The sequence below is a fragment of the Yersinia hibernica genome (genome assembly GCF_004124235.1).
GTDB classification, from domain to species: Bacteria; Pseudomonadota; Gammaproteobacteria; order Enterobacterales; family Enterobacteriaceae; genus Yersinia; species Yersinia hibernica.
Window position 1 is genome coordinate 4,502,789 of the sequence record NZ_CP032487.1, and the last position, 24,138, is coordinate 4,526,926.

The window sequence follows — 24,138 nt, forward strand, 5'->3', positions numbered from 1 at the left end:
TTTGCCACATTAAATGATTTTAACAAGGCTTTTTAAGCTTGATATTTGAACTGGATCTAAAAATTAATATTTCGTTATTTAATTAAAATGAAATAAATGTTCTTATCCATTCAGTATGCACGTTACTTCAATCCAACTCCTGCACCTCGTTATTAACTCTACAGATCAAGGCCGCAGGTTGGCGACAAAGAACACAAAACGGAGTTTTTATGGCATATCAACAGAAAAGGAATACCGGCTATGTGTTGCGGATCTGCGGCATTGCCGCTCTCGGTGGCATTTTATTCGGCTACGACACCGCAGTTATCTCAGGTGCGATAGATTCACTGAAAAGCTACTTTAATCTTAGCCCTGCGGAAACCGGCTGGGCAGTATCTAATGTCGTTATCGGTTGTATTATCGGCGCATTTATCTCCGGCCCCATTGCAGGCAGATGGGGGCGTAAAAAAGCCCTGATACTGGCTGCCGCTCTATTTACCATCTCCGCTATTGGAGCGGCGCTGGCAACAACTTTTACCGCATTTGTCATTTATCGCATTATCGGCGGCTTGGCCGTCGGGCTAGCGTCAACCGTTTCTCCGATGTATATGTCTGAAGTTTCACCCAAAAATATGCGCGGGCGCGCACTAAGTATGCAGCAGTTTGCCATTGTATTTGGGCAGATAGTGATTTTTTACGTTAACTATAAAATAGCCAGCCAAGCCACCGAACTGTGGTTGATTGAATATGGTTGGCGCTGGATGATAGGCTCCGCCGTTATCCCTTGTGCAATGTTCTGTATCTTTGTGTTCTTTATTCCGGAGTCCCCACGTTGGAATGTTATGGTAGGCCGGGATGAGCAAGCATTAGCCATGCTCACTAAGGTATCCAATGCTAAGCACGCCCAAAATGTACTGAACGAAATAAAAGTATCACTCGCGAAAGATAGGCAACAACATAAAAGCCGATTGAACTACGGTGATTACAGAGTGCGTTTCATTATTTTTGTCGGCTGTATGCTGGCAATGCTGCAACAAGTCACTGGCGTTAACGTCATGATGTATTACGCTCCCGTCGTACTAAAAGTTGTCACCGGTAATATGCAAGAAGCACTTTTCCAGACTATCTGGCTTGGTGTGCTGCAATTGGTCGGTTCCATTATAGGTGCGATATTGATGGATCGTATGGGGCGCTTACCGCTGATGCGCTTTGGTACTATTGGCACTATCCTCGGGTTACTGATTACCTCTTTTGCCCTTTACAACCAATCGACTGGCTATCTGGCACTGTTCGGCATGCTGTTCTTTATGATTTTCTACGCACTATCATGGGGGGTCGGGACTTGGGTACTTATTTCTGAAATATTCCCCAACCGTATGCGCGCACAAGGTATGAGTATTGCGGTCGGTTGCATGTGGGTAGCCAATTTTGCTGTCTCACAAAGCTTCCCGATGATGAATGAACAACCTTACCTTTCATCTCAGTTCCACGGGGCCTTCCCAATGTGGATTTTTGCTCTCTGTTGCTTGTTCAGCTATTGGTTTATCTGTCGTTTTGTACCTGAAACTAAAGGTGTGGCATTGGAGCACATGGAAGAAGCCATGCTGGCCAAAAGAGCCAAACACTCGGTATCAGCAGTTGCATCGACGACTTCCTACGGGAATAAGTAATTGTTTTAACAGACACACTTTTCGGATTGCCCAATAGGCAAGTCAACATATCTTATGAGCCCATTATTGCAGGAGCAAAAACCATGTCTATTACACAAGATCGTTTCTGTATTAATCGCAAAATTGCCCCTAATTTAAATATCGAAAGCTTTTTCCGCCTGGTGAAGAAATGTGGGTTAAATAAGGTTGAATTACGCAATGATATGCCCGGCGGGCAAATCACGGATGGGTTGAGCACAGCACAGCTCAATACACTGGCCGATGAATATGAAATTGAAGTTATAACTATCAATGCATTGCAATACTTCAATCTGCCAGAACATGGTTCTTTTCTGCTGAAAGAGGCAGAAAGTATGCTCAAGCAAGCCAAAGCCATTCGCTGCCACGGAGTCATTTTATGCCCCAACTGTAACGCCAATGACCGACGTTCAACTGAGCAAAAAGAACAAGACACACTGGATGCTTTAATACTGCTAGCCCCACTATTTAAAAAATACCAAGTGACCGGGCTAGTGGAACCTTTAGGCTTTAACATCAGTTCATTACGTTCTCATCTGCTAGCCCAATCTATTATCCGCAAGTCGGCAGCTCCATACAAAATGGTATTGGATACTTTCCACTACTACCTGAGCGATATCGCCCAGGCCGAGTTCGATGCACATATTGACGTCAATATCATTGGGCTGGTGCATATTTCTGGTGTCGAAGAGAGACGGTTGAAATCCACCCTGACAGATGAAGATCGTATTATGCTGAGTGAACAGGACAAGCTGAACAGTAAACAGCAAGTCGCTAATCTTGAGCGCTTGGGCTATCAGGGAATATATGCTTTTGAACCGTTTTCATCACAACTGAATACCTGGTCGGAAGCTGATATTGAAAGGGAGATTCGCCAAAGTATTGCGTATTTACAACACTAACATATAAGGCCGATACTGAAAGCCGGTGAAGGTAACCAATGACGATTGGTGAACATCGTTGTTATTCCCATGCTAAAGAACCAGTTGAAAGTGGGAATGCGATGGAAGATTATCTCATACAAGGTCGGTTCATCTATCTAACCGCTGGCCGGCCGGGGTTACCTTAGCGATATATTTAGTTTCCCCCATACCAGCGATTGCCCAGCCAGATTGGGGGCACCTCTCAATATTATGCGCCAAGCTATAGTCAGTCAGGCGGGAATACCGCGCCAGACCAAAAAATGCAGAGATAAAAAACAGTAAAAATGTCGTATTTACCCAGCCGATATTAAAGTGCTAAGCACTATATCAACAGCAAAATAATTAATGTATTCCAAAATTTCATGGCAACTAAATTACAAAAAACACATTGTTTTATTCATGGTACATTTTACAAAAAAGAAACGTATTTTTTACGTGACAACAATATAATCTTTTGTAATCTTTATTGGCAGCTTAATAACATGAGTATCCTACAATGATAAAATTAATAATTACTGATTTGGATGGGACTTTTCTCGATGAGAATGGGGATTATAATCGAGAATTATTTCAGGACGTCAAAAAAATCATGGCCCAAAAAGGAGTCCATTTTGCGATATGCACGGGTAAACAATGCGAGCGTGTAGAAGAACTTTTCAACGATGATGCAGGACAGTTCTGGATTTTGGGTGATAGTGCTACCAGAATAAAATATAAAGGTGAATACATTTATCAGTCACTCATTAAGAATCAACTTGGATTGAAAATAATTTCTACTTTAGAAGCTATAAATAAAGAGCCCATCATCATTGCTTGTACATCAGAAGGGGCATTTATTAAGAGTTCTGTGTCTAACGATATGGAAAGAAAAATTAAAAAATCATATGCTAAAGTAACAAGAGTTGATGATTTTTCTCAAATAACTTATGACTTTGTCAAAATATCTGTTTATGACGAAAAGGGGCGCTGCCCAGACTTTAAACCTCATCTACACGAGTTCTTCGATAAGGCCTATATCGTTGTTTCTGAAGATGCTTGGATTGATATTGCCGATGTCGGCGTCCATAAAGGGCATACAGTTGAAATACTGCAAAATTTATTGCATGTTAATAAAGATGAGACCATGGTATTTGGCGATGGATTGAATGATATTGAATTGATGGAAAGATCTACATTCAGTTTTGCCATGCGTAATGCGTTCGAAGAAACTAAATCTGCTGCAAACTTCATCACAGGTAAAAATACCGAAGATGCCGTTATGTTAACTATCAAAAGAATATTGACACTTCAGTAAGATAATTAACTCGGCCAACCTACTGGTTTGATTAGAGAGTTCAAAAAGCAGCATATGCAGAGATTTATCTAAACTTATCAACTTAGATATCGACATACTCTGCCTTGCTGCTCATCTAAATAGCCCCACCCCTAAGATAATAAGTAATATATATTATCTCCAGTATTAAGATATTTCGTAGTTACACAACAAAATCAATATGTGCATTCACTCATTCAGGCCACTATCACCAATCAATACCTTTTTGCGCCTTAATTCCACTATCGAACGCATGCTTAATTGGCCTTAACTCACTGACGGTATCTGCAATATCAATAATAGCACGATGACAAGCTCGCCCAGTGATGATCACACTTTGATTATTAGGCCGATTTGTCAGTGCAGTAATGACCTCATCCAGTGCTAAATAGCCGTAAGTGACCATGTAAGTCAATTCATCCAGCACCACAAGCTCGTAACTGGGATCAGACAACATTCTGCAGCCCTGTTGCCACACCTCTTTTGCCGCCAAAGTATCTGCTATTTTATCTTGTGTATCCCAGGTAAAACCCGTCGCCATAATATGAAACTCAACACCATTACATTCCAGCAGGTTGCGCTCACCATTTTCCCAAGCGCCTTTGATAAACTGAAGTGCACCGACCCGCATACCATGGCCAACAGCTCGAGTGGCTGTGCCAAAAGCGGCTGTCGTTTTCCCTTTGCCATTGCCGGTAAATACCATAATGATACCACCGGCTTGGGTTGCATCCGCAACACGGGCCGCAACGTGATCTTTAAGACGTTGCTGCCGCTGTTGATAGCGCTCTTCACTCACAGTGATATCCTTGTATAGAAACTACTGCGGGCAGCCAGCACACACTTTCATCTGAATCTGGTCAAAGAAAGAGTTACCTTTGTCATCCAACAGAATAAAAGCCGGGAAGTTTCTAACTTCCATTTTCCACACCGCTTCCATTCCTAATTCTGGATACTCAATACATTCCAGACTTTTGATGTATTCCTGTGCCAAAATTGCCGCAGAACCACCAATACTACCCAAATAGAATCCGCGGTGTTTCTGACAGGCTTCAGTAACTTGATGGCTACGATTGCCTTTTGCCAACATAACCAAGCTGCCACCATGAGCTTGAAAAAGGTCCACATATGGATCCATACGCCCACCGGTTGTTGGCCCCATCGAACCTGAAACAAATTCATCTGGCTTTTTCGCCGGCCCGGCATAATAGACCGGGTGATCTTTCATGTACTGCGGTAATTCCTCCCCCTGCTCTAGCCTATCTTTTAATTTGGCATGCACAATATCGCGCGCCACAATAAGCGGGCCATTAAGTGATACTCGGGTAGATACCGGATAACGGGAAAGTTGTTGACGGATTTCATCCATCGACTGATTTAGATCGATATTAACTACCGTCCCTTCATTATTCACACGCAAATGCTTAGGAATATAACGTTCAGGATGGCGCTCCAATTTTTCGAGCCAGATTCCCTCGTGGTTAATTTTAGCTTTGATATTACGGTCAGAAGAACATGAAATAGCCATGCCTATCGGGCAAGAACCACCGTGGCGCGGTAAGCGAATAACGCGTACATCGTGAGCAAAATACTTGCCACCGAACTGAGCACCTAAGCCAAACTCACGTGATGCCAGCAGTAACTCTTGTTCGAGTGCTATATCACGAAACGCCTGACCGTATTCGTTACCTTCAGTTGGCAGATTGTCATAATATTTGGTTGAAGCCAGCTTTGCAGTCTTCAGTGTTAATTCTGCGGAAGTTCCCCCCACCACAAACGCAATATGATAAGGAGGGCAAGCAGCAGTCCCTAGCCCTTTCATTTTTTCGATTAAAAAAGCTGTGAGTTTTTTCGGTTCCAGCACTGCCTTTGTTTCCTGATATAACGCAGCTTTATTTGCAGAACCACCGCCTTTATTCACAAATAGAAAGGTATATTGCGCCCCGGGGGTAGCAAAAATATCAATTTGACCGGGGAGATTAGTTCCGGTATTCACTTCGGTATACATATCTAGCGCCGCATTTTGCGAATGGCGCAGATTATCGTGGCGGAAGGTGTTATAGATGCCGCGCGATAAAGCTTGTGCATCATCACTATCAGTCCAAACTCGCTGGCCTTTTTTTGCCACAATAGTAGATGTGCCGGTATCCTGACAATTAGGTAGGATCCCTTTGGCTGAAATTTCCGCATTCCGCAATAACTGTAGCGCCACATATTTATCATTTTCACTTGCCTGGGGATCATGCAAAATAGCAGCAACTTGCTGTTGATGAGCAGGGCGCAGAAAAAATGAAGCATCATGAAAAGCTTGTTGAGACAATAATGTCAGGGCTTCAGGCTCAACTTTTAATATGTCTTCACCTTCAATTTTAATAGTAGAAACATACTTATCTGTTAATAAGTAATACTCTGTTTCATCCTCAGAAAGAGGAAATATATCTTGATAAAAAAAGTCATTTTTATACATTATTTTCACTCAATTACATTGGGAAAGTTTTGGTAAAAAATAATTAGAACACCCGCTGCGTTACCCAACTATTATTGATGAGACAAAATAAAAAGCAATTGTTCTATCTGCAATACATAATGCGTATTAGTTAATAACCGTCTAATAATATTTAATTTCATCCCTGCTCGTTATTTTCTTAACGGGCATTTATCGGTAATCACTTTACGGGCGAGTACATTATAAAACTTAGTCAACCCAGGTTCTTTTCAACTCTTCTTCTTTCGATTTTTCATGAATCCAGCGACTGAATTTTTGCAAACTCCGCAGCCCTCTTTTCCCATCCTTATAAGTCAGAACGAAATGGTTTCCAGTGCTCATTGGTAGATCACAAGGAATGACCATATCACCATTTTCTAAGTCTTTATGAATAGCAAAACGAGGTAATAAAGCGACCCCAAGATTAGAACGAACAGCAGAAATCAGCATTGATAAGAGATCAAAGCGAGGCCCCATCCTAACTTTTGGGCTATTAACACCTGACAATGCAAACCAGTCATACCAAGCATCCAAACGTGTTGATTGATGAAGTAATGTAAATTCCTCCATCAATTGTTCTGCGCGCATCACCTTTTTGTCGTCGCGCCACAGCATACGGCTGCAAACAGGCACCAATTCCTCTTCAAATAGATGCTCATTTTCGGCCCAAGGGCTACTAAAATCTTCCCGCATAATTGCTGCGTCATATTTCAAGTTCAAAAAATCAGCTGCCGTAGTGAGCGCAGTTAAATTGAGCACAATTTCCGGATGATTTTCATGGAAACTACTGAGATTAGGAATAAGCCAATGTGTACTAAATGTAGGTGTTACCGCTAATTCCAGAACCTGTTGTGTCGACTGGTAAGACATAATACTTTGCGTATCTTTTTCCAGTTGTTCTAGGGTATCTCTGACCAAACCAAGGTAATAACGCCCGGCGTCATTGAGAAAAATCCGCTTACGGACATGGTGGAATAATGACACGTTGAGAAATTCTTCCAGGGCTGTGATCTGCCGGAAAACGGCACTTTGTGTTAATGCTAATTTCTCCGCAGCTCTCGTATAGCTTTCATATTGAGCCACTGCTTCAAATGTCACTAATAAGTCTGTTTTTGGAATTTTGTACCGCATTGTAACTCACCCATTATTCCATAAAATAATTAACTAAATTACCGACTTTACCGGGATAGTTATATTAGAAATTAACATCGTGTTTTATTGGTTTTTTAACATACACAGTTTTATTTATATGGACATAGATCTCCGTCGTTTTTGTGATAGTCTTCATAATTATAAATAATAAATTTAATATTAAAGTTAAAAACAAAAATAAATAATAAAAACATAACTAATGACAATGAAATAATAAATTTCAAAGAAAAATTAAACATCATATATTCTGAAGAGTTCATTCCGTAAAATGATTAAATAATGGGAGCGGGGTCAAGTATCGCATGCATCTATTGATGGATAATGGCGCTGAGTTTTTAAGTTATTCGCTATTTATTTAATATATTTTAGGTAATTAACGTTAAGAAATCATATGCCGTATCGGCTATAAAGGTTGTTCTAATGAAAATAGGGAAAGTATTGTTAGTTGGCGCGGGGCCAGGGGATGCATCATTAATCACTGTAAAAGGATTACTTGCCATTCGTGAGGCTCAAGTTATTGTTCATGACCGCTTAGTCAGTTTAGAGTTAATTTCTCAAGCGCAACCACATTGCCAGATTATTAACGTCGGAAAAAATGCTAACCACCATCCGGTTCCTCAGGAACAGATTAATAAAATCTTAATTGGCCATGCTTTAGCGGGCAAGAATGTCGTGCGCCTCAAAGGCGGTGATCCTTATGTATTTGGTCGCGGCGGCGAGGAAGCAGAAGCTCTTTCGCACGACCAAATTCCCTTTGAAGTTATTCCCGGCATCAGTTCTTCTATTGGCGGGCTGGCCTATGCAGGTATCCCCGTAACCCATCGTAATTATGCTTCCAGCTTTCATGTGGTCACCGGACACATGTCTCAGGGCAATGAGCCACAAAATTGGAACATACTGGCACAATTAGACGGCACATTGATTGTGCTGATGGGCATGACCCGGCAAGAAGAGATTTGCCAATTATTAATCCAGGGCGGAAAGTCGCCAGATACCCCCGCAGCCGCAGTGATGTATGCCAGCCATCAACAGCAGAAAGTCGCCAAAGGAACACTTAGCACGCTAAAAGATGCAATCGCCCGTCAAAAGCTGCATGCGCCAGCATTGCTAGTGATTGGCAGTGTCGTCAACCTGAGTGATGTTTTGGCCTTTACTGCTCACCAGTGCGATCTCAATCATAAGTCACTGATGCCGATAATATAATGTGCAATTAGCAAAAAGATTTTGCCGAGAGAGACTCGTTATATGGCTGAAGCGTGCTGCCCCGCCTCTTGTGGTGAATTGCTGCAAGGATGGATCCTTGGTGGGGAAAAACTGATCTCTTGCCCAATAAATTGGTATAGCAGAGTCTCAGTGATGCCCGGAAAACCGGGGCAAAATGAGCGGCCGCGAATGCGTCAAATGCTGAAGCAAGTCTTAGCGCACTTCGCTGAATCTCCATTGCTGGCTGAGGGAATCTGTATTGAGTTCGAATCGACAATTCCGGTCGCGAAAGGTCTAGCCAGCAGCACCGCAGATATTGCTGCAACGGCTATTGCAACCGCTCGATTGCTCGGCCAATCACTGGATGACGAGGCGCTGGCACGATTATGTGTTGCACTCGAGCCTACCGACAGCACCATATTTAAAGATCTCACCCTATTTGATCATCAGACGGCGCAAACCCGGCAGCCATTCTCTTGGTTGCCTGACATCGACATTGTATTGCTTGAAAGCCCGCAAACGCTGTTAACAGCAGAATTTCATCAAAGAAATCGCCATTCATTTCTGTTGAAACAGGCCCCTAACTTGGCAAAGGCGATGCAACAGTTTGAGCTGGCGCATGAGCGGCGCTGCTGCTATCGGCTTGGAGAGGCCACCACATTGAGTGCCATCGCCAGTGAAGCAACGCTACCTAAACCACAATTTCATCAATTGTTAGATATCGTCGAACACAGTGGTATTTATGGTTTGAATGTGGCTCACAGTGGTAGCGTTATTGGGTTGCTATTTAACCCTCAACAACATGATCTGGACTGCCTGCTGCATACTTTGCATCACAGGTCATTAATACAATATTACCCACAGATACATTTAGTCAAAATGGTGGCAGGTGGAGTACGTTAATAAATGATTTTCCATCTCTATTATAACAGGCAATTAATGCTATCCGGCATGCTTGCAGACATATTTTAAGATGCTTCAAGTCTCAAAAAAAATTAATTTTTACTGTGGAAATTTTATGTCTTTTTGTAAAACTGAAATTTATAACTGTAAATTAATACAATCAATTTTAAAATATGACACTCATCACAATACTATCATAAAAAATAACAACACCTAGATCACAGTTTTCATTTAAATATCTATTTAAGTTGCAAAATATTTATATTTAATTATTAACAAAAAATACACAATAAAAATCAATACATTGATTTTACTTAAAATAAATTAAATAAAAAATTTTAAAGTCCATTTTTTCAAGATGTTCTGATAATAAATCAATTGTATTTGACTTATCGGAGAAGCACATTAAAAGCCAATGAAACCCTAATGAGACACCATCAGCTCTCATAAATAATGAGAATGAATTTTTGTCATTAAAAATAAAATAATTTAATTTCTCGTGGACAGTTCAATGCTCAGCTTAACTTTCCACTCACCCAATAAAATATATGGAATGTAATCTACATAGAGGGCAAAACATGCAAAACCCAACAATTGTTATTGGCGTCATTGGTGCTGATTGCCATGCTGTTGGTAATAAAGTGCTCGACCGAGTATTTACAGTGCACAATTTCAACGTAATTAATCTCGGGGTCATGGTGAGCCAAGATGAATATATTGATGCCGCCATTGAAACCGGCGCTCAGGCCATTGTCGTTTCGTCTATTTATGGGCACGGTGAGGTAGATTGCATCGGGATGCGTGAAAACTGCATTGAACGCGGAATAGGTGAAATTTTGCTCTATGTCGGCGGGAATTTGGTGATTGGTAAGCATGATTTTTCTGAGATTGAGGCAAAGTTCAAAGGAATGGGCTTCAACCGTGTTTTTTCACCAGATACAGATTTGGAATTAGTCTGCTCTTTGATGAAACGCGATATTAGCCATGTTCTGCAAGCAGAGGAAGCAGTTGAGGGCATGCAATGATCAGCGTTTCTATCGATATCGGCTCCACCTGGACCAAAGGGGCGGTGTTCGAGGTAGGAGATGACTCCCATATTGGAGTGAGAAATTATGCATTATCACCAACTACACCACACCATTTAGCGGAAGGGTTCTTTTCAGTATTGAATAAGATTCTGAATGTTAGTGATGCCCGGCCCATGTTGGCTTCAGGAGAGATTAATATTGATTACTCTTCTTCCGCGAAAGGAGGGCTGGCCGTCGCCGCCATTGGATTGGTGCCCAATATTACACTGGAGTCAGCTAAAGTCACCGCGCATTCTGCCGGGGCTAAAGTGTCACAGCACTTTGCCTATAATCTGAATAAGTCCGATGTTCGAGCTTTAGAAGCCTCACCGCCTGATATTCTGCTCTTTACCGGCGGCACTGATGGTGGTGATTATGGCCACGGCTTGTTAAATGCCAAATTGTTAGCACAATCAAACCTTGAGTGCGCCATTATTTATGCAGGAAATCGTGACCTGCAAGATGATGTGCAGGAGATCCTCGGTGATAAAGATTTAACCATCGTCGATAACGTGTTGCCCAATCTTGATAGCCCCAGCCCTTATAGTGCGCGTAAAGCTATTTGTGACATTTTCCTGCATAAAATTGTTAAGGGAAAAGGTTTAGACGCCATTGTCGAGCAGACCGGGGAAGAACCTCTGCCCACCCCGTATTCGGTCTTTGAACTAGTACAACACATTCGTCATCACGTGCCTGATTGGGACACCTTTATGTTGATCGATATGGGAGGCGCAACCACTGATATCTATTCCTCTTATAACAATCACTTACTGCCTGACACTGTCATGCACGGAATCCCTGAGCCACTGATAAAGCGCACTGTTGAGGGTGATCTGGGGATGCGCATTTCGGCGATAAATGCAGGCGAAACCGGCACGATGATGATTGAGCATTATTTTGCCCATCAACAACCCAAAATTGATGCTTTTCATCACTATCTCCAACACATCACCGCACATCCCGACTATTTACCACAACGTGATGAAGAAATGGTCTTCGACCAATTACTCGCCGGAATTTGTATCGGATATGCCTCAGAGCGGCATGCGGGAACCAAAACGCAGGTCTGCACCTGTGCGGGCAATATTGACCTACAAATTGGGCGCGATTTAACACAGGTGAAAAAAGTCATTGGTACCGGAGGATGGCTCTCCAGAGCAGATTCATTCGATATTCATAACTGGCTGAAATATCGCAATTTAGATGATAAAAACAGGCAAGTGCTGCTCCCCGACCAGTTTGAGTATTACAGAGATACCCACGGTTTGCTTCCCCTACTCGCTAATGTCGCCCGCCGCTTCCCTAAAGCCGCCGCCCAGACTGGCGTTCGAATTTTGCACAAATAAAAATTGGAGTCATGATGGAACTTCGCAATAAAAAGATTTCTTTAGACGATTTTATGTCCGAACGCTTTCACGTGTTGAAAACTTGGCACACCGGCAAAGATGTTGAAAATTTTGCAGATGGTGTGAAGTATCAGCAAACGATTCCTGAGTCGAAGAACTTTGCCAGAGCCTTGTTTGAAGCTGACCGTAAAGGCATCACGCTAAGCCAACCTCGTGCAGGGGTGGCGTTAATCGAAGAACATATTGAGCTACTGAAAACACTGCAAAAAGATTGTGATTTGTTACCGACGACGATTGATGCTTATACCCGTCTTAATCGCTATGAAGAAGCGGCTGTTGGCATTCAAAAATCTATTGAAGCAGGCACCTCCAAACTCAACGGATTACCGGTGGTCAATCATGGCGTAAAAGCCTGTCGTCGCATCACCGAATCCTTATCTAAACCACTCCAAATTCGCCACGGCACTCCGGATGCGCGCCTACTGGCTGAAATCGCCATGGCTAGCGGATTTACCAGCTACGAAGGCGGCGGCATCTCTTACAACATCCCTTATGCAAAACGCGTGACACTGGAGAAATCCATTCGTGACTGGCAGTACTGCGACCGCTTGATAGGCGTCTATGAAGAGCACGGTATTCGTATTAATCGCGAGCCATTTGGCCCACTGACCGGAACCTTAATTCCGCCGTTTGTCTCCCATGCCGTCGCCATCATTGAAGGGCTATTGGCACTGGAGCAAGGGGTGAAATCCGTCACTGTGGGTTACGGCCAAGTGGGTAACATTGTGCAAGATATTGCGGCAATCCAGTCCCTACGTGAGCTGGCACATGAGTATTTCCGTGCTAACGGTCATGAAAATTACGAACTCAGCACCGTGTTCCATCAATGGATGGGCGGGTTCCCGGAAGATGAATCTCGTGCCTTTGCAGTTATCTCTTGGGGGGCCGCAGTCGCTGGAATGGCCGGTGCCACCAAAGTGATCACCAAAAGTCCACATGAAGCCTATGGCATTCCTACCGCTGAGGCGAATGGCCAAGGGCTGAGGGCATCAAACCAGATGCTAAACATGGTTCGCGACCAAAAATTTCCGCCTTGTGCAGAGGTCGACCTTGAAGTGGCGCTGATTAAACGCGAAGTTCGCGCCGTCATGGATAAAGTGCTGGAACTGGGCCAAGGCGATTTGGCGATAGGGACTGTGCGTGCCTTTGAAGCCGGCGTGCTTGATGTGCCTTTTGCTCCAGCCACCTGCAACTCCGGCAAAATGATGCCCATTCGTGATAACCACGGGGCCATTCGCGTGTTCGATCCAGGTAGCGTCCCTCTGCCTAAAGATGTGCTGGCTCTTCACCATGATTTTGTCGCTGAACGGGCTAAAGAAGAGGGCCGCACACCTTCATTCCAAATGATTATTGACGATATTAACGCCGTATCCCACAGCAAATTAATAGGAAGACCATAATGAAAATCAAACACGCGCTGTTCACCGCAGGTAATTCCTCTTTCTACTTCGATGACCAGCAGGCAATCAAAAATGGCGCAAAGTTGGATGGATTTATCTATCAAGGTAAACCTGTCACTGAGGGGTTTAGCGCCATTCGTCAGGCGGGTGAATGCGTCAATATCCAATTAGTCTTAGAAAATGGCGCGGTTGCGGTGGGCGACTGTGCCGCCGTGCAATACTCTGGTGCCGGTGGCCGAGATCCTTTATTTATCGCCGCCAATTTCGTGCCTTTTCTGGAAAAACATATCAAACCCTTGCTGGAAGGGCGCGATATCAGTGAATTTCGTCTGAACGCATGCTTCTTTGATGAAGTGACAATCAATGGCAAACCGCTGCATACCGCAATCCGTTATGGTCTTTCCCAAGCATTGCTGGATGCAACGGCATTAGCAACGGGCCGTTTAAAGGCGGAAGTGGTGTGCGATGAGTGGCATCTGCCGTTGGTGGCCAAGCCGATCCCTCTGTTTGGACAAAGTGGCGATGACCGTTATATCGCGGTAGATAAAATGATTCTGAAAGGTGTCGATGTTCTGCCACATGGCCTTATCAATAATGTTGATGAAAAACTGGGCCGCAATGGCGAAAAACTGCGTGAGTATGTGAGTTGGTTAGCTAAACGAATTAGTGAGTTGCGCGTCGATCCTAACTACAAACCCGATTTACATATTGATGTCTACGGCACTATTGGCCTGATTTTCGACATGGACCCGATATTGTGTGCAGAGTACATCGCCAGCTTGCAAGAACAGGCCGGTGACCTGAATTTATATATCGAAGGGCCGGTGGATGCTGGCAATAAACCAGACCAAATTCGCTTATTGACGGACATCACCCGTCATCTGCAACAGCTGGGTTCTCGCGTCAAAATCGTGGCCGATGAATGGTGCAATACCTACCAAGACATCATCGACTTTACTGATGCAGGCAGCTGCCACATGGTACAGATCAAAACCCCGGATCTGGGCAGCATTCATAACATTGTTGATGCTGTTCTGTACTGCAATAAAAAAGGCATGGAAGCGTATCAAGGGGGGACTTGTAACGAAACCGATATCAGCGCCCGCACTTGTGTACATGTTGCTATCGCCTCCCGCCCCATGCGCATGCTGATAAAACCAGGTATGGGTTTTGATGAGGGGATGAACATTGTGTTTAACGAGATGACTCGCACCATCGCGCAACTGAATGCAAAGGTTAACTGATATGTCTAAAACTTTTAAAATTCTGTCGCCAACCGCCATTCTGGGATATGGATTTCCAGAAGAAAGTTTTATGAGGGCGATGGCGGAATCACCGGATTTAATCGCCGTGGATGCGGGTTCTTCCGATCCCGGTCCCCACTATCTGGGTTCTGGGAAACCATTTACCGATCGGGCGGGAGTCAAGCGGGACCTGCGTTATATGATAACCGCGGGCGTGAAGAATGGCATTCCCGTGGTGATTGGCACTGCGGGCGGCTCAGGGGCAGCGCCGCATCTGGCATGGTGTCGCCAGATAATTTTAGAGATTGCCGCGGAAGAATCTCTCAACTTTACCCTAGCGGTTATTCCTGCAGACATCAGTAAAGAGGTGGTTCACGCGGCCCTTGATGCAGGCAAAATTCAGGCCCTGGATTTTGTCCCTGAACTGACCCATGAAGCTATTGATGCCACAACTTATATTGTTGCGCAGATGGGTATTGAGCCCTTTCAGGAGGCATTACAAGCTGGCGCGCAAGTGGTGTTAGGCGGCCGCGCATATGACCCGGCCTGCTTTGCCGCATTACCTATCATGCTGGGGTTCGACGAAGGTCTGGCGTTACATTGCGGCAAAATTCTGGAGTGCGCCGCCATTGCCGCAACCCCAGGCTCAGGTTCTGATTGTGCAATGGGTATTCTGGATGAAACCGGTTTTACGTTGAAAACCTTCAACAAAAATCGGCAGTTCACAGAAACCTCCGCCGCTGCACATACATTGTATGAAAAATCAGACCCTTACTTTTTGCCCGGCCCTGGTGGCGCATTGAATCTGAAAGCATGCAGCTTTAAAGATGTGGGGAATGGCCAAGTTCGTGTCAGCGGTTCGGTGCATGAGCACACGCCCTACACCGTGAAGCTGGAAGGGGCGCGCCCGGTGGGTTACCGCACACTGAGTATTGCAGGAACTCGTGACTCGATTATGATTGCCGACATCGATAATATCTTGCTTGAAGTGCGTAAAAGTGTGGAAAAAAACCTGAGTATCGAACCAGACGCAGTAAAACTTAATTTTCATCTGTATGGCAAAAATGGCGTGATGGGGAAAATGGAGCCGGAGCCGAATACCACATCCTACGAATTGGGTATTTTGCTTGATGTCGTCGCGCCATCTCAAGCGACCGCCGACAGTATTTGCTCACTGGCCCGCTCGACCCTACTTCATTATGGTTATGCTGGCCGCATTGCAACCGCAGGTAATTTAGCTTTCCCATTCTCGCCATCAGATATTAGGGCAGGTCTGGTTTATGAGTTCTCCATTTACCACTTAATGGAATACACACCAGAAATTGCCTTTAAGTTCCAGCTGGAGAATGTCACTGCCGAAGGAGTGATGGCATGAAAATATCAATTTTAGACTTAGCTCATGTCGTCAGGTCAAAAAATGCTGGGCCATATGAATTAGTGCTGGATATTTTATTTAAGGATAAAAATATATATTCATCCATTAAACAGTCCGGCCAATTTAAAAGAGAGCTAATAGCCAAGCTTTATAAAATTGAACCTGACCTTGTACATCGTATTGTTTGGTTTGACCCGGCAAACGCCGTCAAAGTAGTCATGCCGCGCAGTCTGGTGTCTGGCGCGGTAGGAGATACGGACGTTTATGGTGCTCAACAACATGCGCCATTATTGAAGCTCGAGTTCAATATTTAGTTTTTCATTATTGGTATTAGTCATACATAAACACTCAAGTCATCCGGTGCATGGTGCTGCGCGATGTGCTTCGCCCTGCACCGTTTTCAAAATAGAGATCAACACAATATCAGTAGCATTATTAAATGACTTTAGAAAAACAATACCACCCTACTTATAAATGGAATCATTATGAAATCAAAAAATTTGACCACAATGATCATATTGGGTCTGATAATCGGTATTATTGTTGGGTTTTTAATAAATTCCTTTAGCAGCCCTGATTTTGCAAAATCGTACGCATCTGAAATATCTATTTTTACCGATATATTCCTCCGATTGATCAAAATGATCATTGCGCCATTAATCATCTCAACATTAGTGGTTGGAATTGCAAAAATGGGTGATGCCAAAACATTAGGGCGCGTTTTTTCAAAAACGCTGTTCCTGTTTATTTGCGCAGCATTCATTTCCATTCTGCTCGGTTTAGTGGTGGTTAACCTGCTAAGACCGGGTGATGGCATTAATTTCGTCGCCGCCGCAGCCCATGCCGTTGACGGTATCGAACCTGTTCCATTCTCCGCTAAAGTCTTTATTTCGCATGCTATTCCAACCAGCATTGTTGATGCGATGGCACGCAATGAAATACTGCAAATTGTCGTCTTCTCCATCTTCATGGGAGTTAGCCTTTCCGCCATCGGCGAAAAAGCACAACCTATTGTTTCCGTATTAGATTCGCTCGCACATTTAATGTTGAAACTCACGGGCTATGTCATGCTATTTGCCCCATTGACTGTATTCGCTGCGATATCCGCAATGATTTCTGAGCGGGGATTAGGTGTTTTGGTCAGTGCCGGTATTTTTATGGGTGAATTTTATCTGACCCTCGGCTTGCTGTGGCTTATTTTAATTGGTTGCTCAATTCTTTTGATTGGCCGCTGTACTCTTCGCTTAATAAAAGGTATCAGCGAACCGGCTCTATTAGCATTTACCACCTCAAGTTCTGAAGCCGCCTTTCCCGGCACATTAGAGAAGCTGGAAGAGTTTGGGGTTTCTAACAAAATTGCCAGTTTTGTTCTGCCTATTGGCTACTCCTTCAACTTGGTTGGCTCAATGGCATATTGCTCATTTGCCGTCATATTTATTGCCCAGGCATGTAATATTCATCTGAGCATGGGCGAGCAAATTACCATGTTATTAATTCTGATGCTGACCTCTAAAGGTATGGCGGGTGTGCCGCGTGCATCATTAGTGGTCATCGCCGCCACTCTCAGCCAATTTAATATCCCGGAAGCCGGCTTGATTCTATTAATGGGCGTGGATCCTTTCCTCGATATGGGCCGTTCAGCCACTAACGTGATGAGTAACGCGGTTGGCGCAGCACTCGTCGGGCGCTGGGAGGGGGAACATTATGGTGAGGGCTGCCGCGGGACGGCAAGAATGGGTAGCGAAACGGTGATAGTTAAAGAAATAGCCGTCGCCCAAGAAAGTTTCACTCTGGAAGCACAAGCTAAATAACGCCACATCAGGAAATAAAAACCCCAAGCTGCAATAAGCTTGGGGTTAATGACTGACGGGGCTTAAAAATCAGCTATCTGCACAAGTGTGTTGGAAAAATAAAGTTTGTACATAAGTCCGATTCGGGATATTAAAGTTTGTACACTAATCGAGTGGTTGGGAAATTTTGAGTTATTATTTTCTCGGATTTTCAAAAAAAGCAGGCTTGAAGAACACTGCTGCCGCTTTCGCTACCTGTAACAGCCTGCATTTATAAATGGAAAAATCTGCAGTTATCGCGTTTTCCGGCTCACATTAACTGCAACTATCGGTAGATACATACCCACAATATCTGCAAATGAACCTGCATTTTATGGGGCTGACCTGCATTCCATCTTCACGGGCCCACAATTACTGCAACTCTAAAATTTTAGACACCAGAGAAGCTCAAAGATAAGTTCTCGATATGGGATAGACAACTTCTGACATCAGATAAGCCTCATACGTCTACTTCCTGGTGCTGATTCGCCAAGGAAAACCTTTTAAATGGGTATCAGAAAAACAGCTATATCCCGTGCAACTTACTAAGGCTAAAAAAGGGCGTACAGAAAAATGAAACTAAAGGTTAGATAAAACAAACTCAATGCGCTTTTCAACTGTTGAAAGAAATAACTCAATCAAATTATAACCTTGGCGCCTGCATACACGCTACCTGAGCGGGAAAGCCAGAAAGGATCGATGGTACTGGAATAACAGTATCCAGCGGGGCCGAAGTACCGCAGTCAGGGAAAACTGGGAATGGAAACCCGCCGTTGCTTATTGCCGCTATGCTGATGACTTTGTACTCATTGTCAAAGGCACCAAAGCACAGGCGGAAGCTATCAGGGAAGAGTGTCGGGACGTGCTTGAAGACAGTCTTAAACTCAGGCTGAACATGGACAAGACCAGGATCACCCATGTCAATGACGGTTTTATCTTTCTGGGTCATCGGATCATTCGCAAACGCAGTCGTTACGGCGATATGCGTGTGGTATCGACAATCCCGAAGGAGAAAGCCAGAAACTTCGCCGCATCGCTGACGGCACTGTTATCAGGCAATTACAGTGAAAGCAAAGTCGATATGGCTGAACAACTTAACCGGAAACTAAAAGGCTGGGCTGCGTTCTATCAGTTCGTTGATTTTAAAGCCAACGTGTTCAGTTATATCGATCGTGTCGTGTTCTGGAAACTGGCTCACTGGCTGGCCCGCAAATACCGTACAGGTATCGCCTCCCTGATGAGGAGGTGGTGCAAATCACCGAAACCGGGACAGAGCAAAACGTGGGTTTTATTTGGTAAAACCAACCACGGCAAGCTCAGCGGTGAAATCCTGTACCGGCTGGTAGGGCAAGGCAAGAAGCTGTTCCGCTGGCGTCTGCCTGAAGGTAATCCCTATCTGAGGACGGAAGCCAGAAACACATACACATCACGTTACCAGGAAGTGGCAATGGCGCTCGCCAGCGTTTAAATGGAGAGCCGGATGCGCTGAAAGGTGCACGTCCGGTTCGGAGAGGAGAGGCAGGGAAATAGTCCGACTACGCCCTGCCTCTTACTCTACTCTGGGCGGGTAAACGCTGGGCTTATTTAGCCGTTGTGCTTGATCTGTTTTCCCGTAAACCAGTTGGCTGGGCGATGTCATTTTTCCCGGACTCTGCACTGACAGGTAAAGCGCTGTCCATAGCCAGGCTTCCGTTCGTCCAGCGCAGCCAATATTATCAAGATATTCTTTTGCAACTCTGATAAGAGTGCTTTCATCTGTTGACTGCCTAAAACAGGCAGTCAACTTTTGCTAACTCACCGACGTCAATACATGCGACAAAACTACTTTACCAGAATGAACCTAATTCTGGACACATGGTACATACTCCAAATTAGCACCATCACTTACTTTGGGCACAGTACCGTCTCCGGTCACTATATTTACCATATATCGATAACCCGGCATTGTCGAAGGCTGAGTATTACTCCAATACGCAGTATTGGCGTCACCAGAAGCCCAACTGGTTGGCTTCTGCCATTCTGACCATAACGAACCAATTCCACGTATATTAGTACCTTGAGTCAATTGATCCCGTGAAGGTATTACCATTCCGTTAGTCGAACAGTAATTTTCAGCATCAGAGAATTTTCGATAACTTCCCGAGATAAACCAGCTAGTAACCTTAAACTCATAACGATAAGCATTTATGTTATCTCTCGCTGTTATTTTGACCAGCTTATTACGAACATTACTATCTATTAAAGTAACATTGCCTTCATTATCAACACTCGTAGAGATGGTTTCGTTTGATGTCCAATCATAGTTTGTATTAGATGTTATATTCCCACTGGCGTTTATTTGGAATTTAGCATTTGAATATCCGGTCGTTGGGAACCCTTTATTAAAGGTAAAAACATAACTACCTGGCGCGACGACACTATTCACTTCGCGTAATGTTAAGAAATTAACGAGTAATGAGTCATTTGCTGCGAGTCCTGAAATAGTGGCTGTTATCGTAGTTTTGCCGCCAGTAGAACCGCTTTTAGTTACTGAAGAAAATATCTCTCCGCTTGAATTAGTCATACCGCTGGCCGGTGTTAGTGTAATGTCAGATGAAGCGGTAAAGTCAACCATGACATTGGCAACTCCGTTGCCGTCTGGGCCTAAAACAGTGGCTTTGACCGTATTGCTCTCTTCTCCTGAAATTGCATTATCCTTTGTCGTTTCGATACTAATATTAAAAATTTGGCTAAAATTGATGTCTTTTGTTTGGCTTATGCCGTTCACCGTGGCCTTCACTGTGGTAGTACCCGCAGTCATATTCGTCACTGTTGTCGTGGCTATCCCGTCAGCCCCCGTGGTACTAATGGCCGTGACCACCGTAGCCCCATTGTCAGCCTCGAAACTTACCACATGACCTGATAGCGGGTTATTGCCCGCATCCGTAACAATGGCCTTGACCTCATTGGTCTCTGTGCCATTAGCGCTAGCGTTATCTCTCACGACCGTCAGGTTGGCTGCCGTAATTTGAGCGGTGCTGTCGTCCGGTTCAAACGTGGTCGGCACACTTTGGCTTACGCCGTTCACCGTGGCCTTCACTGTGGTAGTACCCGCAGTCATATTCGTCACTGTTGTCGTGGCTATCCCGTCAGCCCCCGTGGTACTAATGGCCGTGACCACCGTAGCCCCATTGTCAGCCTCGAAACTTACCACATGACCTGATAGCGGGTTATTGCCCGCATCCGTAACAATGGCCTTGACCTCATTGGTCTCTGTACCATTAGCGCTAGCGTTATCTCTCACGACCGTCAGGTTGGCTGCCGTAATTTGAGCGGTGCTGTCGTCCGGTTCAAACGTGGTCGGCACACTTTGGCTTACGCCGTTCACCGTGGCCTTCACTGTGGTAGTACCCGCAGTCATATTCGTCACTGTTGTCGTGGCTATCCCGTCAGCCCCCGTGGTACTAATGGCCGTGACCACCGTAGCCCCATTGTCAGCCTCGAAACTTACCACATGACCTGATAGCGGGTTATTGCCCGCATCCGTAACAATGGCCTTGACCTCATTGGTCTCTGTGCCATTAGCGCTAGCGTTATCTCTCACGACCGTCAGGTTGGCTGCCGTAATTTGAGCGGTGCTGTCGTCCGGTTCAAACGTGGTCGGCACACTTTGGCTTACGCCGTTCACCGTGGCCTTCACTGTGGTAGTACCCGCAGTCATATTCGTCACTGTTGTCGTGGCTATCCCGTCAGCCCCCGTGGTACTAATGGCCGTGACCACCGTAGCCCCATTGTCAGCCTCGAAACTTACCACATGACCTGATAGCGGGTTATTGCCCGCATCCGTAACAATGGCCTTGACCTCATTGGTCTCTGTACCATTAGCGCTAGCGTTATCTCTCACGACCGTCAGGTTGGCTGCCGTAATTTGAGCGGTGCTGTCGTCCGGTTCAAACGTGGTCGGCACACTTTGGCTTACGCCGTTCACCGTGGCCTTCACTGTGGTAGTACCCGCAGTCATGTTGGTCACTGTCGCCGTAGCTACCCCATCGGCCCCGGTGGTGCCAATCACGGTGGTCACCACCGCCCCATTGTCAGCCTCGAAACTTACCACGTGACCTGAGAGCGGATTATTACCTGCATCGGTCACCATGGCTTTAACCTCATTGGTCTCTGTGCCATTAGCGCTAGCGTTATCTCTCACGACCGTCAGGTTGGCTGCCGTAATTTGAGCGGTGCTGTCGTCCGGTTCAAACGTGGTCGGCACACTTTGGCTTACGCCGTTCACCGTGGCCTTCACTGTGGTAGTACCCGCAGTCATGTTGGTCACTGTCGCCGTAGCTACCCCATCGGCCCCGGTGGTGCCAATCACGGTGGTCACCACCGCCCCATTGTCAGCCTCGAAACTTACCACATGACCTGATAGCGGGTTATTGCCCGCATCCGTAACAATGGCCTTGACCTCATTGGTCTCTGTACCATTAGCGCTAGCGTTATCTCTCACGACCGTCAGGTTGGCTGCCGTAATTTGAGCGGTGCTCGGTATAACCACAATCTGCATCGTTGCCCGAGGGGATGCATTGCCTTGCTGGTCATGAGCCACCGCACTCAGGGTATGAGTATTGCTGCTTCGTGTTGATTGATAAGGCGGCAATGTGATGGATATAGTCTGAGGCGATACTTGCGTCACGCTTCCACCTGCTGCGATTAGCCCCGCGCTGTCCCAGTCAACTCTTTCCAGCCCGTATTTCGACACTACCTGCGCATTGACTATTGCCCTGGACAACGCTTCTCCTGTCACTGCATCGGGAAGAGTCAACTGCATCAGCGCCTGCTTCTGATAGTCGAGCACAATATTGTTATTACGTTCAACTAAGTCGTAGCGACTGCCCGCCAGTGTCCGGCTCGAGGCTACTGCAGAGGGACTGAGATGAGACTGCCAAGACTCACCCAATCGGTAGTTCAACTGGAAGTTGATACTACTGTCATTCTTGCCGCCTTTACCGGCCCGATGTTCTGTTGCTACGGTTAATAACGGGATGGGCGTATAATTCACCCCGGCCGTTACCGCATACGGGTTCTTTTGGCGATTATCTTTACCGAACAAAGCCACTTCATCTCCGCGGTATTTTTCATACATCAACTTACCGCCCAGTTGCGGATAAGTAGGTAGATAAGCTTCAGCTCGAACATCGTAGCCGTTGGCCGGACGTTCATTGTAGTCGGCAAAATCACGCGACTGGTGCCAGTCGGTGGTGCCGAAATAACTGTTGGCAGACAGCTTGAGATAATCGGCCCAGGCTTCAGCTCCGATACCGACCCTGCGGTTTTTGCCCGTCATATCGTTATCAAAGAAGGTGTTGGCACCGTACATCCAGTTATTTTGGAATGTACGCACTCCAGCTCCGATATTGACGGTATTGCGGCTGTCTTGATTACGGGCACCCAATTGCGTGAATAATATCGATTTTTGATTATCATAGAGTGGGAGCAATACATCGACGGCACTGCCATCGAGCTTAAAGTCGTCATTCAGATTCATTTGTACGCGAGCGGTACCGAACTGACTCAGCCATTGTTGGGCCTGGCTGTTGAATTCATTGTTGGCAACCGAGCGCGCCATGCGCTCGCCGGATTTGGCGGCATTACCGGTAGATAATGCCGCGGCGCCGGTTTGAGCATAACCTGCCAGTTTATTCTCCAGAGGAATATCAGCGTTTTTATTTTTTTGATTATCAATGGAGAACGGTGATGTTTTGCGGGGTATATCTATTTCATCCCCGGAGGCTAATTTATTAAAGGGTTTGGAGAAAGTTCGGTATATATTGATTCTTTTAAGTTCATCGACAGTCATACCGTTTCTTTTAGCTACAATGTTTACATTTTCGCCAGCAGTAAGAATATAAGATTCGGTAGGGATATTGACTAAGGTTGCCTTTGATATTGGAACGGCAGCAATGGCAGGAGTGAAGGATAAACTTAAAGGAAACAGTAATTGGAACAGAATATTCACCCAAGCGATAACCCTGAACGTTCGCTGCTGTGCGCATGCGGCTGCAAACTTACGTCCCGAGGGTGTTTTGAATGATTTCGTCCAATAGAAATTATGCATTTATTACGTCCGATTAAGTGTCTGAGATATTTGGACCGAACTGTATTGTGAATGCAATTAATACGCAATAAGACTTACCAT

Annotated in this window: 16 protein-coding genes and 2 pseudogenes; 14 read left to right on the forward strand and 4 right to left on the reverse strand. The window is 45.1% G+C overall.

What is annotated here, in order from left to right:
- The first annotated feature begins 209 nt into the window (after positions 1-209).
- The 3 genes from D5F51_RS21155 to D5F51_RS21165 all read left to right on the forward strand — a co-directional run bounded on the left by D5F51_RS21155 (position 210) and on the right by D5F51_RS21165 (position 3,884).
- Positions 210-1,649: a sugar porter family MFS transporter gene (locus D5F51_RS21155; RefSeq protein ID WP_129198903.1), complete on the forward strand. Its 1,440-nt coding sequence runs from the start codon at positions 210-212 to the stop codon at positions 1,647-1,649.
- Between the two features lie 83 nt (positions 1,650-1,732).
- The gene (locus tag D5F51_RS21160) at positions 1,733-2,569 is read left to right on the forward strand and encodes a TIM barrel protein (RefSeq protein ID WP_129198905.1); all 837 of its coding nucleotides are present in this window, start codon (positions 1,733-1,735) and stop codon (positions 2,567-2,569) included.
- Positions 2,570-3,086: 517 nt separating this feature from the next.
- Entirely contained in the window at positions 3,087-3,884 is a 798-nt protein-coding gene (locus D5F51_RS21165) for a Cof-type HAD-IIB family hydrolase (RefSeq protein WP_129198907.1), read from the forward strand.
- 226 nt (positions 3,885-4,110) lie between these two features.
- Here D5F51_RS21165 and cobO read toward each other — a convergent pair whose 3' ends face one another.
- The 3 genes from cobO to D5F51_RS21180 form a co-directional block, all read right to left on the reverse strand.
- Positions 4,111-4,701: a cob(I)yrinic acid a,c-diamide adenosyltransferase gene (cobO, locus tag D5F51_RS21170; protein WP_025376565.1), complete on the reverse strand. Its 591-nt coding sequence runs from the start codon at positions 4,699-4,701 to the stop codon at positions 4,111-4,113.
- Between the two features lie 21 nt (positions 4,702-4,722).
- Positions 4,723-6,369 (reverse strand): fumarate hydratase, encoded by a 1,647-nt coding sequence (locus D5F51_RS21175; RefSeq protein ID WP_129198909.1) that lies wholly within the window; start codon positions 6,367-6,369, stop codon positions 4,723-4,725.
- Positions 6,370-6,597: 228 nt separating this feature from the next.
- Positions 6,598-7,518, reverse strand: coding sequence for a LysR substrate-binding domain-containing protein (locus D5F51_RS21180; protein ID WP_025376563.1), 921 nt, complete (start codon positions 7,516-7,518; stop codon positions 6,598-6,600).
- Between the two features lie 441 nt (positions 7,519-7,959).
- Here D5F51_RS21180 and cobA point away from each other — a divergent pair, with 441 nt between their 5' ends.
- The 11 genes and pseudogenes from cobA to D5F51_RS21235 all read left to right on the forward strand — a co-directional run.
- Positions 7,960-8,742, forward strand: a complete 783-nt coding sequence (gene cobA, locus D5F51_RS21185; protein WP_129198911.1) for a uroporphyrinogen-III C-methyltransferase — start codon at positions 7,960-7,962, stop codon at positions 8,740-8,742.
- 42 nt (positions 8,743-8,784) lie between these two features.
- A complete protein-coding gene (locus D5F51_RS21190) occupies positions 8,785-9,645 on the forward strand; it encodes a GHMP family kinase ATP-binding protein (protein WP_129198913.1) in 861 nt (286 codons plus the stop codon).
- Positions 9,646-10,223: 578 nt separating this feature from the next.
- A complete protein-coding gene (glmS, locus tag D5F51_RS21195) occupies positions 10,224-10,670 on the forward strand; it encodes a methylaspartate mutase subunit S (protein WP_025376561.1) in 447 nt (148 codons plus the stop codon).
- A complete protein-coding gene (gene glmL / locus D5F51_RS21200; protein WP_129198915.1) occupies positions 10,667-12,058 on the forward strand; it encodes a methylaspartate mutase accessory protein GlmL in 1,392 nt (463 codons plus the stop codon). The genes glmS and glmL overlap by 4 nt, the downstream gene beginning before the upstream one ends.
- Positions 12,059-12,072: 14 nt before the next feature.
- Entirely contained in the window at positions 12,073-13,518 is a 1,446-nt protein-coding gene (locus tag D5F51_RS21205) for a methylaspartate mutase subunit E (RefSeq protein WP_129199538.1), read from the forward strand.
- The gene (locus D5F51_RS21210) at positions 13,518-14,762 is read left to right on the forward strand and encodes a methylaspartate ammonia-lyase (RefSeq protein ID WP_087768586.1); all 1,245 of its coding nucleotides are present in this window, start codon (positions 13,518-13,520) and stop codon (positions 14,760-14,762) included. The genes D5F51_RS21205 and D5F51_RS21210 overlap by 1 nt, the downstream gene beginning before the upstream one ends.
- A gap of 1 nt (position 14,763) precedes the next feature.
- Positions 14,764-16,137, forward strand: a complete 1,374-nt coding sequence (locus tag D5F51_RS21215; protein ID WP_129198917.1) for an acyclic terpene utilization AtuA family protein — start codon at positions 14,764-14,766, stop codon at positions 16,135-16,137.
- Entirely contained in the window at positions 16,134-16,451 is a 318-nt protein-coding gene (locus D5F51_RS21220; RefSeq protein WP_025376557.1) for a DUF4387 domain-containing protein, read from the forward strand. Before D5F51_RS21215 ends, D5F51_RS21220 begins: the two co-directional genes overlap by 4 nt.
- Before the next feature lie 171 nt (positions 16,452-16,622).
- Positions 16,623-17,948: a dicarboxylate/amino acid:cation symporter gene (locus tag D5F51_RS21225; RefSeq protein ID WP_129198919.1), complete on the forward strand. Its 1,326-nt coding sequence runs from the start codon at positions 16,623-16,625 to the stop codon at positions 17,946-17,948.
- A 676-nt stretch (positions 17,949-18,624) separates the two neighbouring features.
- Positions 18,625-19,434 (forward strand): annotated as a pseudogene (locus D5F51_RS21230) (group II intron maturase-specific domain-containing protein); the annotation flags it as partial.
- 80 nt (positions 19,435-19,514) lie between these two features.
- A pseudogene (locus D5F51_RS21235) lies at positions 19,515-19,649 on the forward strand (IS3 family transposase); the annotation flags it as partial.
- Positions 19,650-19,806: 157 nt separating this feature from the next.
- Here the strand turns inward: D5F51_RS21235 and yrIlm are convergent.
- Positions 19,807-24,057 (reverse strand): YrIlm family inverse autotransporter adhesin, encoded by a 4,251-nt coding sequence (gene yrIlm / locus D5F51_RS21240; protein WP_129198923.1) that lies wholly within the window; start codon positions 24,055-24,057, stop codon positions 19,807-19,809.
- Positions 24,058-24,138: the final 81 nt, after the last annotated feature.